Origin of the sequence: Streptomyces parvus, assembly GCF_032121415.1 — a bacterium.
Classification (GTDB): Bacteria; Actinomycetota; Actinomycetes; order Streptomycetales; family Streptomycetaceae; genus Streptomyces; species Streptomyces globisporus_A.
This window is the reverse complement of record NZ_CP135079.1, coordinates 6,872,704-6,890,773: the sequence shown is the minus strand read 5'-3', so window position 1 is coordinate 6,890,773 and position 18,070 is coordinate 6,872,704. Positions and strand designations below refer to the sequence as shown.

Below are 18,070 nucleotides of genomic sequence, written 5' to 3'. Positions count from 1 at the left end.
GGGTGATGGTCGCAAGGGCATCAGCGAGTGTGCGACGCGTGGTTCCCGGGTGCTGCCCGCCGAATTTGGCATGACAGAAAACAAATCTTGGCCGGACTCTTGTTCGGCTGTGCCGGACCGCCCTAACGTGACCCCCACGTAAATACTGTCGAATCGATTCGACACCGGCGTGGGGAGTGGTGTGGCCACGATCAAGGACGTAGCGCGGCGGGCCGGAGTGGCCCCCAGCACCGTTTCGTACGTACTGAGCGGCTCCCGCAAGATCTCCCAGGAGACCCGGACCGCGGTCCGCGCCGCCGTCGAGGAACTCGGCTACCACCCGCGGGCCAGCGCGCGTACGCTGCGCAGCGCCCGCAGCAACGTCCTGGCACTTGCCGTGCCCCGGCAGCCCGGCAAGTACCGGGGCACGGACGGCACGTTCGCCATAGACATCAGCGACGCGGCACGCGACCACGGTTACGACGTCGTGCTGATCACCGATCTGAACGGTGTCGCGGCCATGCGCCGTGTCGTCGGCAGCGGAATGGCCGACGCGGCCGTGCTCATGGCCGTGGAGGAGCGGGACCAGCGCGCCGCCGTCTTGCGCGAGAAGGAGTTCCCCGTCGTGCTGCTCGGCCGCAGCGAGGACGAGCCCGGTCTGCCCTGGGTCGATCTCGACTGGGAGGCCGCCGTGGCCCTCGCCCTGCGGGAGACCGCGGCGGCCGGTCACCGGCACATCGTCTTCCTGTCGTCCGCCCAGCACGAGATCGACTCCCGGCGCGGCTACGCCCTGCGGGGTCTGGCCGGCGCCCGGCTCGCCGCCCGCGAGAACACCGCCGACATCCGGGTCGTTCCCTCCAGCGGCGAGCCCGAGAAGCTGGCTCGCGCGCTGTGTGAGGCGCTGGCCTTCCGGCCCGCTCCCACCGCGCTCGTCGTCCAGCACCTGATCCTGTTGCCCCACCTGCTGCGCGAGGTCTCCGCCGCCGGACTGCGCGTGCCGGAAGATCTGGCCGTCGTCCTCGTCGGCAGTTCCCCCGATGACCCGGGCGGGCGGCCACTGCCCCGTATCGAACTTCCCGTGACGGAGATGTCCACCGCCGTGGTCCGGCTCGCGCTCGATGCCGTGGGCACAGACGGTTCCGTCCCGCCGGGAGAACAACCCCCGCACCGGCTGATCACCCCCCTGATGGCGACGGGAAGCGTGATCTGCCCTCCTTCGGAGCCGACTTCGTGAACGGAGAGCCAACCACCATGCGACGCCCAAGAGGCATACGGGTGATCGCGGCCGCCACAGCCGCGCTCGTCCCTGTGACACTGGGTCTGACGGGGTGCGCCGCCACCCCCGACCCGGGCACCGTCACGGTGCTCAACTCGGCCACCGACGCGGCCGAGCACGACGCGAACCAGAAGTTCCTCGACCGCTGCGCGAGGCCGCTGGGCCTGAAGGTCGAACAGATCAGCGTGCCTGCGGACACCGTCGCCTCGAAGGCTCTGCGGATGGCGTCCTCCGACTCACTCACCGACATCCTGGAACTGGACGGCTCGGAACTTCCCCAGTTCGCGGAGACCGGAGGGCTGCGCCCCCTGGAGGAAGTGGGCCTGGACACCGCCGGATTCTCCGACAGCGCCACCTCGCTGGGAAGCTTCGAGGGGACGCAGTACGCCGTGGCCCGTTCGGTGAACTCCCTCGCGCTGCTCTACAACAAAGACCTGTTGCGCGCAGCGGACGTCGAACCGCCCACTACCTGGGCCGAGTTGAGGGCGGCAGCGAAGAAGCTGACGTCGGGCAACACGTACGGCATGGCCTTCAGCGCCAGCCCGAACGCCGACGGCGTCTACCAGTTCCTGCCGTTCTTCTGGTCAGGCGGCGGCGACGAGGTGCGGCTGGACAACGGTAAGGGAGAAGCCGCCCTGACGCTGTGGAAGGAGCTGATGGGTGACGGATCCGTGTCGAAGTCGGTCGTCAACTGGAACCAGCAGGATGTGAACGACCAGTTCGTCGCGGGCCGCGCGGCCATGATGATCAACGGGCCGTGGCAGGTGCCGGTGCTCAGCGCGCAGGACAAGGTCGACTGGGCCGTCGCCACCATCCCCGTCCCCCGGGCCGGCCAGGACGCGGTCGCGCCGATCGGCGGCACGGTGATGGCCGTTCCGAAGAGCGACGACAGCGGACGCGAGAAGAACGCGGGGAAGATCCTCACCTGCCTGAACAGCGAGCGGAACCAACTCGCCTGGGGCGAGTCGGTGAACAACGTGCCCACCAGGGCGTCCGCGGCGGCCTCGTACGCCGAGAAGCACCCCGAACTGGCCCCGTTCGTCGATCTGGTGGCCACGGCACGCTCCCGTACCGCCAAGGTCGGCACCCGCTGGCCGGTGGTCAACGACGCGCTCGCCGGAGCCTTCCAGTCGGTGCTGACCGGCAGGGCGGGGCCGGAAGCGGCTCTGAAGAACGCGCAACGACAGGCATCGGCCGGGGAGAAGTGAGGACACCATGACCACCGCCGTCCCCCCGGCCGGGTCCTTGGACCCCGCGCCGCCCTCCCCCTCCGGCTCTTCCTCCAGCTCCTCCACCGGCGTGCCCGGGAAGAACGCCCGCCCCACTCTCAAGAAGCCACGCCGCGACGGGCATTCGCTGCTGCGCTGGTTGTTCGTCCTGCCCGCGCTCCTCTACATGGCGCTGTTCTTCGGCTACCCGCTGGTGCGCAACGTCGTCATGAGCTTCCAGCGGTACACGCCGACGACCTACTTCACCGGCGAGGCCCCCTTCACCGGGCTGGACAACTGGCGCGCGGTGTTCTCCAACGAACTGTTCGCCGACTCGCTGTGGCACACCGCGGTCTTCACTGTCGGCTCGCTCACCGGCCAGTTCACCATCGGCCTCGCGCTCGCCGTCTTCTTCTCCCGCCGCTTCCGGCTCTCCGGCGCCATCCGGGCCGTCCTGCTGCTGCCCTGGCTGGTCCCCATGGTGGTATCCGCCGTCGTCTGGCGACGCATGCTCGACCAGGACCACGGCATCCTCAACACGGCCCTCCAGGCCGTCGGCCTGGCCGACGGCGGCGTGCCGTGGTTGAGCAGTCCCAGCGTGGCACTGCTCTCGGCCATCATGGTCAACATCTGGATCGGCATCCCGTTCAACATGGTGATCCTCTACGGCGGGCTCCAGGAGATCCCACGAGAGCTCTACGAGGCGGCGTCCCTGGACGGCGCCAGCCCGTGGCGCACGTTCCGCAGTGTCACATTGCCGCTGCTACGACCGGTGATCACCGTCGTACTGGTGCTCGGCTTCATGTCCACGGTGAAGATCCTCGACCTGATCCTGGCACTGACCTCGGGCGGCCCGGCCGACTCCACACAGACTCTGGGCACCGTCACCTATCAACTCTCCTTCCTCCAACTCGACTTCGGACAAGGTGCCGTCGTCGGCAACGTCCTCATCGTCATCAGCGCGGTCTTCGCCGTGCTCTACCTACGGGCCAACCGGGCCGACTTCGGAACGGGGAAGTGATCCAAGTGAAACCGATGAAGCGGCCCTCGACCCTGCGCGGCCCCTGGAACACCACCGCCGCGCTGCTCATCCTCGGCTTGCTGCTCTTCCCGGTCTACTGGATGCTCAACACCGCGCTTCAGCCGGACACGAGCATCGCGGCGACCGAGTGGTTCCCCACCTCCCTCAGCCTGTCCAACTTCGAAGCGGCCATCAGCAGCCAGGGCAAGTCCCTCCTGACCAGCCTCATCGTGGCACTCGGCGCCGTCGCGGTCTGTCTGGCGCTGGCCGCCCCCGCGGCGTACGGGCTCGCGCAGTTCGGCCTGCGCGGCGGCCGGAGCATCGTCTTCACCACGCTCATCACCCAGATGGTGCCGGGCATCGTGATCGCCAACGCGCTGTACAGCGCCTACGCGGAACTGGGCCTCGTCAACTCCTATCTGGGGCTGATCTTCGCCGATGCGTCGCTGGGCCTGCCGTTCTCGATCGTGCTGCTGCGCGCGTTCATGGTGTCCATACCGGGTGAGGTCGTCGAGGCCGCGCTGGTCGACGGCGCGAACCGGTTCACGGCCTTCGTACGCATCGTGCTCCCGATGAGCCGCAACGCGCTGATCACCGCGGGCCTGTTCACGTTCCTGTTCGCCTGGTCGGACTTCATGTTCGCCCTGACTCTCAACACCACCGACGACGTCAGGCCGATCACCCTCGGCATCTACCAGTTCGTCGGGGCCCATGTCAGCGACTGGGGCGCCGTGATGGCCACCGCCGTGCTGTCGGCCGTACCCGCGGCGATCCTTCTCGTCCTCGCCCAGAAGTACATCGCCGCCGGGGTCTCCGGCGGCTCCATCAAGTGAAGGCACCTCCCCCTGATGAGTTCCACCGACGACCGCGGGGTGCGCAGCGCCCCGGCCGGCCCCGGCACTCCCGTACCCACCCGCTTCCCGAACGGTTTCCTCTTCGGAGCCGCCACGGCGAGCTACCAGATCGAGGGCGCCCACGACGTGGGCGGACGTACCCCGTCCATCTGGGACACCTACAGCCGTGAGCCCGGCCGGGTCGCCGACGGCGCCACCGGCGACGTGGCCTGCGACCACTACCACCGCTACCGCGAGGACGTCGCCCTGCTCAGCGGTCTGGGCGTCGACAGCTACCGGTTCTCGATCTCCTGGCCCCGAGTCCAGCCGGACGGAGCCGGCCCCGGCAACCCCGCAGGGCTCGACTTCTACGACCGGCTGGTCGACGAACTGCTCGCTGCCGGTATCTCACCCGCCGCGACCCTCTACCACTGGGATCTGCCGCAGGCTCTGGAGGACCGGGGCGGCTGGCGGGTCCGGAACACCGCCGAACGCTTCGCCGACTACACCCGGATCGCCGCCGAGCGGCTCGGCGACCGGGTGGAGCGGTGGATCACCCTCAACGAGCCCTATTGCAGCGCCTTCGTCGGTTACGGCGCAGGCGCTCACGCCCCCGGCGCCCGGGAGGGCCGCGGCGCTCTCGCCGCCGCCCACCATCTGCTGGTGGGCCACGGGCTCGCCGTCCGCGCCCTGCGCGAGAGCGGCGCCACGGACGTCGGGATCACGCTCAACCCCGACGTCCTGCTGCCCGCCACGGACAGCGAGGCCGACCTGGCGGCGGTGCGGCGCGCGGAGACGATGCACAACGACGTCTGGCTGGAGCCGCTCCTGGCAGGACGTTACGCCGCGCACGAGACGCAGACGTGGGGCGAACTGGCGGACGGGACGTACCGGCTCGACGGCGACCTGTCCCTCATCGGCGCACCGTTGGACTTCATCGGCATCAACTACTACCGGCCGATCACCATCTCCGCCGTCCCTCACCGGGACCCGGACCCGGCCACCCGTAGCGCCGTGGATATCCGCGCCGAGGAATCGTGGCGGCAGGACGTGCGCCACACCACGATGGGCTGGCCCGTGGTCCCGCACGCCTTCACCGACCTGCTGATCGGACTGCGGCGGCGCTACCCGGCTCTGCCACCGCTGCTGATCACCGAGAACGGCTCGTCCGAGGACGACCAGGTCGACGCAGACGGCGCGATCCACGACACCGACCGGGTGGCCTACCTGCGCGACCATCTCGCGGCGCTCGCCGATGCCATGGACCAGGGCGTTGACGTACGCGGCTACTACGTCTGGTCGCTGCTGGACAACTTCGAGTGGGCCCGCGGCTACAGCAAGCGCTTCGGCATCGTCCGGGTCGACTACGACACCCTGGAACGCGTCCCGAAGGACAGCTACCGCTGGTACCGGGACCTGATCGCCGCCCACCGGGGCCCCAAGGGCGGCCATGACCACACCCACTCCAGCACCCGATCCACCGGTCAGGAGATGCACCACCGATGAAGTTCACCGACGGCTACTGGCTCATGCGCGACGGCATCAGCGCCTCGTACGCCACCGAGGTCGCCGAGACCCGCGTGGAGGACGACCGCCTCACCCTCTACGCCCCCGTCCGGCAAGTCGAGAACAGGGGCCACACCCTCAACAGCCCCCTGCTGACAGTCGAATGCTGGTCACCCGCTGAAGGCGTGATCGGCGTCCGCTCCAGCCACCACACGGGCTGTGTCGACCGCGGCCCCCACTTCACACTGAACTCGGCCCCGGACCACACCCCCAAAATCACCCGTGACGGCTCGACGGTGGAACTGACCAGCGGCGCGCTGTCCCTGCGAGTGGACACCGAAGCGCCGTGGCGACTCGACTTCCGCGCCGACGGTCGGCCTCTTACCTCGGCGGGCAGGCGCGGTACGGGCTTCGCCACCACCGCCGGCGGAGAGCACCACTCGGTGGGCCAACTCGCTCTGGACGTAGGTGAACTGGTCTACGGGCTCGGAGAACGCTTCACTCCGTTCGTCAAGAACGGCCAGACGGTCGACATCTGGCAGGCCGACGGCGGCACCGCCAGCGAGCAGGCGTACAAGAACGTCCCGTTCCATCTGACCAACCGCGGCTACGGCGTCTTCGTCAACCACCCCGGCCGGGTCAGTTACGAGATCGGCTCCGAGTCCGTCGGCCAGGTGCAGTTCAGCGTCCCCGGCCAGTCGGTCGAGTACTTCGTCATCCACGGGCCGACGCCCAAAGAGATCATCGACCGCTACACCGCGCTCACCGGCCGCCCCGCGCTGCCCCCCGCCTGGTCCCTGGGGCTCTGGCTGTCGACGTCCTTCACCACCTCCTACGACGAGGAGACGGTGAACCGGTTCGTGAGCGGCATGGCCGAACGCGACATCCCTCTCGGGGTGTTCCACTTCGACTGCTTCTGGATGCGCCAGTACCAGTGGTGCGACTTCACCTGGGACCCCGAGGTGTTCCCCGACCCGGAGGGGATGCTGCGCCGGCTGAAGGAGCGGGACCTGCGGGTCTCGGTGTGGATCAACCCGTACATCGCGCAGAAGTCCCCGCTGTTCGAGGAGGCCCGCGAGCAGGGATACCTGCTGCGCAAGGCAGACGGCGCTGTCTGGCAGTGGGACCTGTGGCAGGCCGGCATGGGGCTGGTGGACTTCACCCACCCCGGCGCCAGAGACTGGTACGCCGAGAAACTGCGCGCTCTCACCCGACAGGGCGTGGACTGCTTCAAGACGGACTTCGGCGAGCGCATTCCCACCGATGTGGTCTGGCACGACGGCTCGGACCCGGAGCTGATGCACAACTACTACACGCAGCTCTACAACGAGACCGTCTTCCAGGTGCTCACCGAGGAACGCGGTGAGGGCGAAGCCGTCCTCTTCGCCCGCTCCGCCACGGCGGGCGGACAGCAGTTCCCCGTCCACTGGGGCGGCGACTGCGAGTCCACGTTCGGCGCGATGGCCGAGTCGCTGCGCGGCGGGCTCTCATTGGGGCTGTCCGGTTTCGGCTTCTGGAGCCACGACATCGGGGGCTTCGAGGGGACACCGACACCGGCGGTGTTCAAGCGCTGGGCACAGTTCGGCCTGCTCTCCTCGCACAGCAGACTGCACGGCAGCAAGTCCTACCGGGTGCCCTGGGACTACGACGAGGAAGCCGTCGAGGTCACCCGCGACTTCACCCGGCTCAAGCACCGGCTCATGCCCTACCTCTACGAGGCGGCCCGGCAGGCGGCCGGGCACGGCACGCCGGTGATGCGCGCGATGGTGCTGGAATTCCCCGACGACCCGTCCTGTCACACCCTGGACCGGCAGTACATGCTCGGCGGCGATCTGCTGGTGGCGCCGGTGTTCAGCGAGAGCGGCACCGTGGAGTACTACCTGCCCGAAGGCGTCTGGACCCATGTCCTCACCGGTGAGCGGGTGCGCGGCCCGGTCTGGCGGCGCGAGACGTACGGCTTCGACAGCCTGCCCCTGTTCGCCCGGCCAGGCTCCGTCGTCCCCTTCGGGGGGAGCGCCGACGGCGCGGTCTACGACTGGGCCGACGGAGTCACCCTGCGGGTCCACGAACCGGCGGACGGAGATCAGGTGACCACGCGGATCCCCGCCGCCGACGGATCGACCGCGGCGGTCTTCCACACCCGGCGCGACGGCGACGTCCTGAACGTACGGGCCGAACGCGCGGCGGGCCCCTGGCACGTACGGCTCCCCGGGCCATCCGCGGAGGGCACGCTGCTGACAGCGCACTCCGGAACAGAGTCACTGACGGCGCGACTCGGCTGAACAGAACCTGGCCGCCGGGTAGTTCGCACCATCGGTCCGGGGGCGACGGTGCTGAGCGGTCCACCGGCTCCCGCGGGAAGGGGTACGGCGGCGGGCCTCGCGACTCGCCGCCGGGGTCAGCGCGGGGGGGGACGCCGGCGGGCCCGGTCCTATCTCCGGATAGAGACGCCGATCGCTCAGTGGGCTGATCTGGCCCTCCTCACGTGAGGGGGGCCAGCAGCACGCCCACGGCTTGCGAGACCACCATCCGGCCGCCGCCCTCGATGCGGAAACGCGCGTACGACCCGATACGCTTCTTCGCCTGGAGAGGACTTCTTTCCGTGCCGGACGCCCCCGCTCGGGAAGGCGCGAGGCTCAAGGCGTGCGCCCCGTCGTTCCAAGCCTCCGCCCCGCACTGACCGCTTCAGGTGACACGAAAGACCGGCCAGCCGATCTCGGTGCGCCAGGCGGCGGGATCGCTTGTGTCACGGGGGCCGACCACGTAGACCTCCCGCACCGGCCCGGCCACCGACATCGCGTTCCCCACCACCCAGGCCCCGAGCTCGCCGTACGTGACCTCGATGCCGTCGTGCTCGCCGACATGGGTGGTGACGGCCAGTTCCACGGCCGGCAGGATCATGGGGTGCACGCGCCCGGTGCGAGGTGGGGTGGCGGTCGGCAGGTACACGACCGCGTGGCCGCGCTCCTGCTCGAAAAGGGCGTTGTCGTAGTTGCCGCCCGGCGGTCCGGTCATGTCGGCGCCGACGGCCGCCTCCAATTCGGCCATCGCGCCTGCGTACCAGGTCTCGATGTCGCGATGCCCGACCACGGCCTCCACCGCCGCGACCGTCCGGGCGGGCTCCGCACGCAGCTGGACGTCGATGGGCGCCGGGTCGGGCCGGAGCAGGCGGCGCAGCGACACGACCGCGGCCCGGGTGCGGTCGAGCACGTCCTCAAGGCGTTGCAGGTGGTCCGCGACCAGGGCCGCCCGGACGCCGGGGTCGGGGGTCCGCAGGATCCGCTGCACATCGATCAGGGGGACATCGAGCTCGCGAAGCCGGTGGATGACCTGCGCGGTCGGGATTTGGTCGACGCCGTAGTAGCGGTAACCGGTGGTCTCGTCCACCACGGCGGGTTCCAGCAAGGCCGCCTCGTGATAGCGGCGCAGGGTCCGCACGCTCAAGTGGGTCAGCCGCGAGAACTCGCCGATGGTCAGCATCCCCTCATTCTGAACGCTCCCCCTGGGGGAGAGTCCACGGCTTGACCCTCCCGCGCCGTGAGGTCACACGGTGGGCTCATGACACAGCACACCGATCTCCCGTCCGATCTGCTCCCGACCACCGTGCGCCAGTTCTTCGCCGCCCACGTCGTCCGCGACGCCGACACCGCCTCGTCGTTCCTCGCCGAGGACGCGGTGGTCGTCGACCAGGGCGAGACCTTCCGCGGCCGGGAGGAGGCCCACGCGTTCCTGCGGGACGCCGGATCCGAGTTCGCATACACGACCGAGCAGATCGGCGCTCACCGCGTCGATGACGCCCACTGGGTGGTAACCGTGCGGCTCGAAGGCACCTTCCCGGGTGGCATCGCCGAGCTCGACTACCGGTTCACGCTGCGCGACGACCTCATCGCCGAACTCGTCATCGCCAACCACCCCGCCTGACCGAACCCGCGCTACCTCGATCCTCAGTGGAGAGAAGAATGTCTGGTTCAGATCGCGATCGTCTCGACGGCCGCCGGGCGCTGGTCACAGGCGGTTCGAAGGGTTCGGGCAAGGCCGTCGCGGATCGACTGCGCGAGATGGGTGCCGACGTCTACGTGACGGCGCGAACGATGCCCGACGGGTACGAGCACCCTGACCGCTTCATCGAAGCGGACATTTTGACGATAGAAGGAACCAGCGCCGTAGCCGCTCGCATCGCAGAGACCGGCGGCACACTCGACATCCTGGTGCACGTCGTCGGCGGGGCGTCGACGCCGTCCGGTGGATTCGCTGTCATCACCGATGACCAGTGGCTCACCGAGTTGAACCTCAATCTCCTGGGAGCGGTGCGCCTGGATCGAGCTCTTCTCCCGGCAATGATCGGGTCCGGGTCAGGCGTGGTGCTGCACTTCACCTCGATCCAGCGCGAGCTGCCCCAGTACGACGCGTCCTTGGCCTACGCAGCAGCGAAGGCCGCGCTGCGCACATACAGCAAGGGACTGGCCAATGAGCTCGCGCCGCGCGGCGTACGGGTCAACGCAATCAGCCCCGGCGGAATCGAGACCGAAGCCTACGAGAGGTTCGTGGACCGGATCGCCGAGGGCAACGGACTCACGCGTGAAGCGGCCAAGCAGACCATCTACGACTCCCTCGGCGGAGTACCCCTGGGACGATTCGCGAACACCGAGGAAATCGCGGACCTGGTCGGGTTCCTGGTCTCGGACCGCGCATCGGCAATCGTAGGCGCCGAGTACGTGATCGACGGCGGCACCGTCCCGACCGTCTGAACCAGGCGCCGGCTCCGAGCAGCCACTCGCCAACAACTCGACTCGACGGCGGAACCCCCATCTTCACAAGGAGGACTCCCAGACGCTGCCCGGCAACACCGAGAAGCGCGTCGACGGCACCGTCGTCGCGCTTCCGGCGCTCGGCCTGGTCGTCGAGATCGCACCACGCGGCTTCAGACCGGCTGCCCGTCACCGGTTTACGTGTGCGCGCACTCAGGGTGGCCCGGCAGGCAGCGCCCTGTTGACTACCGCGGGGAGAACACACGACCACGCACGTCAGACGGGCCATCCGCCCAACCGGTCGCCGATGCACCCGGAAGGTCCGTGGGGCCCCGGACTGACCCAGGAGGTGTCCATCATGCCGGGAATGCCCTCGGTTCGTGGCGCGCGGGTACTCAGCCCGATGAGCACCTCGTCTACTGACGTCCCCCGGTGCCCGGGGGAAGACGTCTTGTGAGCCAAACCGTCTGGAGGCAAGGGCTACTGGAGGACCGTGTGCCGGCGCGAGCTCAACGGCCTTTCAGGACTGTCCTCCGGCATGGGCCACAAGGCATCCGGACACTGACAAGAAGACCGCCGTTTGGTCGCGCGGTCACGCCCAACGGCCAGCTGTGTCGCTCCGCAATACGGGCGACCAGCGCGGCGCCCAGACCGCGTCCAGTTCTCCCGGTGACGCTGACCGTCCGGCCCTGAGCCCGGTAGAACGGCTGGGTGACCTGGGCAGCCTGTTCGGCGGAGAGGACGGGTCCGGAGTTGCTGATGCTGAAGAGAGCCTGCTCAGCGTCGACCGTGAGACTGACGTCTACCGTTCCGGGCCTCGTGTTGTGCTGGATGGCGTTGCTGACGATGTTGTCCAACATCAGCCGCAGCAGTACCGGATCGGCCTTGACCTGGGCTGGGGGGGTTGAGGAGATTCGTAGCTCGACGTCCGCGTCGGCTGCTCGGGGTCGGTGTTCACTCAGCACCTGGTGGATTGCGGCGTCCAGCGCGACGCTCTGCCGGTTGAGTTCGCCGTCCTCCGTTGCTGCAAGATCGAGGAGCGCTCTCACTGTCTGTGTGCTGCGGGTGCTGAGCTGGCGGAGATCAGTAAGCACATCGCGCAGATGGCCCAGATCCGGGTCGCCCAGGGCCACGTCGATAACTGCCTGACCGGCCGCGAGCGGCGTCTGGAGCTCGTGCGAGGCGTTGGCAGCGAACTGGCGCTGGGCGTCGAAAGATCTCTCAAGTCGGGCCAGCATCGCGTTGAACGAGCGGGCGAGGCTGGTGACCTCATCGGACGGACCCCCAGCGTCCACGCGGGAACTGAGGTCGCCGGCGACCGCGCTGCGTGCCGCGGCGTCGATGTCGGCGAGGGGCGCCAGAGCGCGGCTGACCACTACACGCATGAGCAATGCGCCGATCACGATGACGATGAGAAAGGCGAGAGAGGAGAAAACGGCCAGGAGGCGCAGGAGGTCACCGGGGCTCGACACGGTGATGGGGTCACTGGATGACCTGGTCGAACTCGGTACCTGACCGGGGACGAGCGTCACGTCGACCGGAGTGAGGGTGTATTGCGGCACGTACGCCATAAGAACCACTACCAGCACGATGAGCAGGGCGGCGCTGATGGTGAGCATCGCCCCGAACACGATGGTGACCCGGGCCTTCACCGAAAATCGCCGAGAGGTCATCGGGGGAAGTCCTGATCCTTCTGAGGACGCGATGCCTGCTCGGGGATGATGCGGTACCCGGCGCCGGCAACGGTCTCGATGGGCCAGGGGTGGCCGAGCTTGCGACGCAAGGTGGAAATGACGACCCGGGGGGAGTTGGTGAAGGGATCGGCGTTTCGGTCCCATGCCTTGGCAAGAATGTCCTCGGCGCTCAGCACTCCGCCGCCTGCACGTAAAAGCTGTTCGAGGACGGCGAATTCCTTATTGGTCAGGCTCAGTGGGAAGCCGGAGCGGGAGACCTGGCGAGTGAAGGGGTCAAGGACCAGGTCACCGGCCTGGAGCAGCGTGGGGAGCCGGGGTCCCGTACGTCGCGAGATCGCCCGGAGCCGGGCAATGAGCTCAGGAAACTCGAAAGGCTTGGCCAGGTAGTCGTCCGCGCCGAGTCGCAGACCCGCCACGCGGTCATCCAGCCGACCAGCGGCGGTCAGCATCAACACCCCTACCTGCGGATACGCGTGGACAGTGCGCCGGCATACCTCATCACCGTGCACGACCGGAATGTCACGGTCGAGCACCATGGCGTCGTAGTCGTTGCACTCCAGCAATTCCAGAGCTGTTCCCCCGTCACCGGTCGCGTCGACCGTCATCGAGTCTCGCTGCAGACAGATTCGCAGCGCCTTCGCGAGCAGAGGCTCGTCCTCCACCACAAGGACTTTCACGTCCCTGCTCCTCCCGTCCCCCGCAGTCCTTCCGGGCCCTCCCATCCATGACGGGTGGCCCGGCGGTAGCTTCGCAGACTGTCGCGCCCGGTGCCGGGGTGGCCGTCCCGGCACCGGGCTACCTTAAAGCAGTGCCGGATCAGGGGCGGTAGGTCTCATCACCGGCAGGCGTACCGGGACGGTCCTCTTCGGGCAGGGGGTACGCCTGTGAGTCCCCCGCCGAGCTGCCCGCGCCCTCCCTCTCGGGCAGAACCACCGCGGGGCGGTCCCCGCCACGGTGGGAGGCGCCGGACGCAGCATGGGCAATCGTCGCCCCGCCGCCGATCAGCACTGCGGCGGTAACCAGACCGAGTCCCCAGGTTCGCCTGAGTTGCATGATGAATCCTCTCTGCGGACCCCAGGTGGGCCAGCCCCCGCAGTCAAATCGCAGGGACGTTGCGAGAGCTTAAAGAGATACGGCCCTCCGCAGCTTCCAGCGCACGCTGCACGTCATTGCGGCGGTGAGCGGAGATGCGGCGGCAGTAGCCGGTACGGACCGGCAGAACGCCTCCGCTCAGAGGGCGGGGAGGACGGGGTGGGGCCTCTCCCCGAGGCCACTCGGCCGTGGTTTCGACCGCCAGGGCGATACGCGCCCGCCGCTCGGCTGCTTCCCGGGTACGGCGCTCGGCGGACTCCGCCGCGCGGAGCGCACGCACCTCTGTCAGCAGCACCGCTCCCGCATCGGTGAGCCGGACCCGGCGGCTGGACTGCTCCAGCACCACCCCGAGACGGACGCGCCGCCCGTGACGACGGTGCTCGCCCGGCTGCCGGAGAACCGGTCGCGGCCGGTGGCCGGTCCCGTCCGGGTGGCGACGTCTGTGAGCCCTCCGCGTTCCGTCGCGGGAGGAGCTGCCGCTACCCGGGCAGAGGCCGTCGCACCCCGTCCGTGGACTCCCGTACCTCCAGCCGGTGCGGTGCGATGCGGACCTCGTACGGCAGGGGACCCTCGGCACCGATCCGGGCTGCCAGACAGTCCACGGCCAGTGCGGCGATGACCGCCTTGTCGGGAACCACGGAGGTCAGCGAAGGCGTCGCGTAGAGTGCCTCCCCCGAACCGTCCACGCCCGCCAGCGCCACGTCTGCGGGAACGTCGAGGCCCGCTTCGTACAGCGCTCTGCGGGCGCCCACGGCGAGCAGGTCGCTGAAACAGAAGACGGCGTCGGGCCGGGCGGCTGCGGGCAGTTCGAGCAGCCTGCGCATGGCCGCGAGCCCGTTGGTCCGGTCGAACTCGCCTACGCGCGCTGCGAGTCTCGGGTCATAGGTCAACCCCGCCTCGTGCAGCGCCTGTTGAAAGCCTTCGAGACGCTGTCTGCTGGTGGCCGACCGCTGTTCGTCCGCGCCGATCGCCCCGATCCTGGTGTGACCGAGCGACGCGAGGTGCGCGGTTGCCTCCCGGGCGGCGGCCACGTTGTCGATCAGCACGTGGTCGGCCACGACCTGGCCGCTGCCGTAGTCGCGCTCACCGAGCAGCACCAGCGGGAACTCGTCGGCCACCGGCGCGAGATCACCCGGCGACACCCGCAGCGGCGAGAGGATCACCCCGTCCAGCAGCGAGGCACCGACCCCGGTCGCCAGACGCAGTTCCTCGCGGGCGTCGCCCCGGGTCTCCTCGATCAGCACGGTGAAGCCGCGCGACGACGCCTCACGTCCGACGTGGTGCGCCAGTTCGGCGAAGTACGGAGTACCGAGATCCGGGACGGCGAGCGCGATCAGGCCGCTGCGGCCCGTGCGCAGTCGTCGGGCCGAGGGGTTGGGCCGGTAGCCCAGCTCCCCCACCGCCGCCAGCACCCGGCTCCGGGTCGCCTCGGAGACCCGTGGCGCGTTGCGTACAACGTTGGACACCGTCTTGATCGATACGCCTGCGCGCTCCGCCACGTCCTTCAGCGTGACCGCCGCCATGAACCGTCCCCCCATCTTCGCCTTTCTTGATTATGCACCGTTCAGGGCCTCCTGTCCCCGGTAGGACGGTCCGCGGATTCCTTGTCGACGGAGGGTTGACCTCGGAGACACACGGCGGTTACAACGTTGGAACAGAGGAGTTCGGCCAGGCCGTTCCCGGCCTCCGAACGGCTTCACCCCGCCGGGCTGCCCCGGGCGCGTGGACCGTCACGTGCACACGCGCCCGCCGTTCGCCACCCCGTCCCGACCGCCTCACGAGAGGGGCTTCATGTCTGCGCACCGCTCGCCCTCCCCGCTGCGCACCGCCGTGGTCGGCGCGGGAGGAATCGCCCGCACCAGCCACCTGCCCGCGCTGCGGACGCTCGCCGCCGAAGGGCGGGTGGAGGTAGTGGCGGCAGTGGACGTCGTCGAGGCGGCGGCTCGTCTCCTCGCCGTCGAGGAGTCGATCCCGTACCACGGCACAGACGTGGAGGCGATGCTCGCGGAGGTGCGGCCGGACCTGGTCGTGCTGTGCACCCCGCCCGCCGTGCACCGCGAGCAGTCCGTGGCCGCGCTGAAGGCGGGCGCCTGGGTGTGGTGCGAGAAGCCGCCGTGCCCGTCGCTCGCCGACTACGACGCGATCGAGGCGGCCGGGACCGGTGGCCCGGGCGATCCTTACGCGGCCATCGTCTTCCAGCACCGATTCGGTTCGGGGGCGCGGCATGTCCGGGCATTGCTGGAACGTGGGGCGCTGGGCAGGCCTCTGGTCGCCCACTGCCAGACCACCTGGTACCGCGACACCGCCTACTACGCGGTGCCGTGGCGCGGGCGGTGGGCCACCGAGGGCGGCGGACCGGCGATGGGCCACGGCATCCACCAGACCGATCTGCTGCTGGACCTGCTGGGCCCATGGTCCGAGGTGCACGGAATGGTCGCGCGCCTGGTCCACGACGTGGAGACCGAGGACGTCTCCACCGCGCAGATCCGCTTCGCCTCGGGCGCCGTCGCCACCCTGGTCAACAGCGTGCTCAGCCCGGACGAGGTGAGCCGCATCCGTATCGACTGCGAGCTGGCCACGGTCGAGCTGACGCATCTGTACGGCTACGGCAACGCGGACTGGCGCATCACCCCCGCGCCCGGCGTGCCGGTGGAGACGGCACGCGAGTGGCGGGACTTCGGCGCCGACGAACCGAGCTCCCACCTCGCCCAGCTCCGCGTTCTCGTCCAGGACATCGCCCAGGGCCGCCGCCACCGGACCAGCGGCGGGGGCGGCCGTCGGACGCTGGAGCTGATCACCGCGCTGTACAAATCCGCGTTCACCGGTACCACCGTCCGGGCGGGGGAGATCGGCCCGGGCGACCCCTACTACACCGCACTGCACGGCGGCGCCCCGGGCTGGGCCCCGGCGGGCGTCCCTGAGGAGGACCGCGCATGACTCTCTCGCTGATCCACGTCCACGGGGACCGGATCACCGTCTCGCACGGGACGACGGACCTGCTCTCCTACGTCTACCGGCCCGAAGCGGACTGGGAGGCCCCCAAGCCGTATCTGCACCCGATCCGCACACTGTCCGGTGCGACGGTCACCGGCTACCGCCCCAACGACCACCGTTGGCACAAAGGGCTCCAGCTCACGGCCTCACACCTGTCGGGGCAGAACCTGTGGGGCGGCAACACCTACGTGCACGGCGAGGGATACCTCGCCCTGCCGGACCGGATCGGTTCGATGAGCCACGTCGCCTTCGAGGAGGTGGCCGTCGCGCCCGACCGCGCCGTCATCGCCGAGCACCTCACCTGGCACCCGCACGACGGCGCGCTGTGGGCCGAGGAGGAGCGCCGCGTCGAGGTCCGTGACGTCGACGAGGACACGGGCATCTGGTCGCTGACCTGGAGGTCTTCGATCACCAACCGGCGCGAGGTGCCGCTGCGCTTCGGAAGCCCGACCACGCACGGCCGCCCCGCCGCCGGGTACACCGGGCTCTTCTGGCGCGGACCGCGCGCCTTCCGCGACGGCCACGTCTTCACCGCCGAGAACGACGGTCGAGCAACGGAGTTGATGGGCAGTCAGGCCGCGTGGCTGGCCTACAGCGGCGAGCACGACGGGCGCGACGGCCACGCCACCGTCGTCTTCGAACACGCGCGCTCCAACGACCACCTCGGAGAGAAGGGAACACACCCGGCGCACTGGTTCGTCCGCAACGGTCCCTTCGCCGCAGTCGCCCCCTCCTGGGCCTTCTCCGAGGAGCTGGTCCTCGCCCCCGGCGACGCGCTCACCCGCGGCTACCGCGTCCATGTGGCCGACGGGGCCTGGGACCGGGAGCGGGTCGCCGCCCACCTGGAGGCGCACCCGTGGTGACCTCGGCGTACGACGGCTTCCCCGGCGCGGTCGGGGTGTCCCGGCTCAGCGTCTACGACTGGCCGACCGTGGAGGGCCTGCCCGGCGGCGGCACCCCGCATCTCCATCTGGCCTGCACCGAGGGGTACGTGGTGACCGCCGGGCGCGGGACGGTCCAGACGCTGACCACCTCGGGCTACCGGGAGACGCCACTGGAGCCCGGCGTGGTGGCCTGGTTCACCCCGGGCACGATCCACCGGCTGGTGAACGACGGCGGTCTGGAGATCACCGTGGTGATGCAGAACAGCGGGCTGCCGGAGGCCGGTGACGCGGTCCTCACCCTGCCGCCGGACCGGCTCGTCGACGAGGCGACGTACGCGGACGCCGTCCGCATCCCCGCCGATCTCCCCGAGGCGGAACAGGCGCGGGTCGCCCGGGCCCGACGCGACCTGGCGACCCGGCAGTTCCTGGAGCTGCGCGCGGCCACGGAGGCCGGTGCCCCGGGTCCGCTGGCCGACTTCCAGCGGGCGGCCGCCGCGTTGGTGCGGCCCCGGCTGGACGACTGGGAGCGGCGGTGGCGCGAGGGCGCCGAGGCCGCCGCCCGGGCGACCGGCGGTCATCTCGACGCGCTGCGCGAGCAGGACGTACACCATCTCGACGGGGCCCGGGTCGCCTCGACCGGACCGACGGCCACGGGCCGGTTCGGCATGTGCGGCCGGCTGGCCGTGTACCAGGGCATCTGACCGCCCGTCGAGCCCTCGGACGCGCCGGCCGCCCGCCGGCGCATCCGGCCCGCCGATCGTCCGCCGGCCCCCGGCCTCATGCCCTTCATCGGGCCCATCGCCCCTCGTCGGGGCCCCTCCCCATCCGACTCTCC

General features: G+C 69.7%; 15 protein-coding genes. 11 read left to right on the top strand and 4 right to left on the bottom strand.

All coding sequences use genetic code 11. The features are described from left to right. The first annotated feature begins 181 nt into the window (after positions 1 to 181). Genes RNL97_RS31940 through yicI form a run of 6 tightly spaced genes read left to right on the top strand, consistent with a single transcriptional unit; the run spans position 182 to position 8,105 of the window. The gene (locus RNL97_RS31940; protein WP_313751536.1) at positions 182 to 1,213 is read left to right on the top strand and encodes a LacI family DNA-binding transcriptional regulator; all 1,032 of its coding nucleotides are present in this window, start codon (positions 182 to 184) and stop codon (positions 1,211 to 1,213) included. 17 nt (positions 1,214 to 1,230) lie between these two features. Next, positions 1,231 to 2,463, top strand: coding sequence for a sugar ABC transporter substrate-binding protein (locus RNL97_RS31935; protein ID WP_030586019.1), 1,233 nt, complete (start codon positions 1,231 to 1,233; stop codon positions 2,461 to 2,463). A gap of 7 nt (positions 2,464 to 2,470) precedes the next feature. Further along, positions 2,471 to 3,484, top strand: a complete 1,014-nt coding sequence (locus RNL97_RS31930) for a carbohydrate ABC transporter permease (protein ID WP_313751535.1) — start codon at positions 2,471 to 2,473, stop codon at positions 3,482 to 3,484. A 14-nt stretch (positions 3,485 to 3,498) separates the two neighbouring features. Beyond that, positions 3,499 to 4,317, top strand: a complete 819-nt coding sequence (locus RNL97_RS31925; RefSeq protein WP_313751686.1) for a carbohydrate ABC transporter permease — start codon at positions 3,499 to 3,501, stop codon at positions 4,315 to 4,317. A 15-nt stretch (positions 4,318 to 4,332) separates the two neighbouring features. Next, complete coding sequence (locus RNL97_RS31920) at positions 4,333 to 5,823, top strand: GH1 family beta-glucosidase (protein WP_078652080.1); 1,491 nt, start codon at positions 4,333 to 4,335, stop codon at positions 5,821 to 5,823. After that, positions 5,820 to 8,105, top strand: coding sequence for an alpha-xylosidase (yicI, locus tag RNL97_RS31915; RefSeq protein ID WP_313751534.1), 2,286 nt, complete (start codon positions 5,820 to 5,822; stop codon positions 8,103 to 8,105). The genes RNL97_RS31920 and yicI overlap by 4 nt, the downstream gene beginning before the upstream one ends. Positions 8,106 to 8,508: 403 nt before the next feature. Here the strand turns inward: yicI and RNL97_RS31910 are convergent, their stop codons facing one another. Then, positions 8,509 to 9,303: a MerR family transcriptional regulator gene (locus tag RNL97_RS31910; RefSeq protein WP_243316130.1), complete on the bottom strand. Its 795-nt coding sequence runs from the start codon at positions 9,301 to 9,303 to the stop codon at positions 8,509 to 8,511. Between the two features lie 78 nt (positions 9,304 to 9,381). Between RNL97_RS31910 and RNL97_RS31905 the strand changes: the two genes are divergently transcribed. Next, positions 9,382 to 9,744, top strand: coding sequence for a nuclear transport factor 2 family protein (locus RNL97_RS31905; protein ID WP_243316128.1), 363 nt, complete (start codon positions 9,382 to 9,384; stop codon positions 9,742 to 9,744). 38 nt (positions 9,745 to 9,782) lie between these two features. Next, positions 9,783 to 10,571 (top strand): SDR family oxidoreductase, encoded by a 789-nt coding sequence (locus RNL97_RS31900; RefSeq protein WP_030586033.1) that lies wholly within the window; start codon positions 9,783 to 9,785, stop codon positions 10,569 to 10,571. A gap of 509 nt (positions 10,572 to 11,080) precedes the next feature. Here RNL97_RS31900 and RNL97_RS31895 read toward each other — a convergent pair. The 3 genes from RNL97_RS31895 to RNL97_RS31885 all read right to left on the bottom strand — a co-directional run bounded on the left by RNL97_RS31895 (position 11,081) and on the right by RNL97_RS31885 (position 14,880). Continuing rightward, the gene (locus RNL97_RS31895) at positions 11,081 to 12,244 is read right to left on the bottom strand and encodes a sensor histidine kinase (protein ID WP_243316127.1); all 1,164 of its coding nucleotides are present in this window, start codon (positions 12,242 to 12,244) and stop codon (positions 11,081 to 11,083) included. After that, complete coding sequence (locus RNL97_RS31890; protein WP_050500105.1) at positions 12,241 to 12,942, bottom strand: response regulator transcription factor; 702 nt, start codon at positions 12,940 to 12,942, stop codon at positions 12,241 to 12,243. Before RNL97_RS31890 ends, RNL97_RS31895 begins: the two co-directional genes overlap by 4 nt. 894 nt (positions 12,943 to 13,836) lie before the next feature. After that, positions 13,837 to 14,880: a LacI family DNA-binding transcriptional regulator gene (locus RNL97_RS31885; protein WP_243316500.1), complete on the bottom strand. Its 1,044-nt coding sequence runs from the start codon at positions 14,878 to 14,880 to the stop codon at positions 13,837 to 13,839. A gap of 268 nt (positions 14,881 to 15,148) precedes the next feature. On the opposite strand from RNL97_RS31885, the gene RNL97_RS31880 reads away from it, so the two are divergent. From RNL97_RS31880 to RNL97_RS31870, 3 genes are read left to right on the top strand one after another with little or no spacing between them, the layout of a single operon-like run. Beyond that, positions 15,149 to 16,294, top strand: a complete 1,146-nt coding sequence (locus RNL97_RS31880; RefSeq protein ID WP_030586043.1) for a Gfo/Idh/MocA family protein — start codon at positions 15,149 to 15,151, stop codon at positions 16,292 to 16,294. Beyond that, entirely contained in the window at positions 16,291 to 17,214 is a 924-nt protein-coding gene (locus RNL97_RS31875; protein WP_030586045.1) for a DUF6807 domain-containing protein, read from the top strand. Before RNL97_RS31880 ends, RNL97_RS31875 begins: the two co-directional genes overlap by 4 nt. Further along, complete coding sequence (locus RNL97_RS31870; protein WP_030586047.1) at positions 17,208 to 17,936, top strand: cupin domain-containing protein; 729 nt, start codon at positions 17,208 to 17,210, stop codon at positions 17,934 to 17,936. Before RNL97_RS31875 ends, RNL97_RS31870 begins: the two co-directional genes overlap by 7 nt. The last annotated feature ends 134 nt before the right edge of the window (positions 17,937 to 18,070 follow it).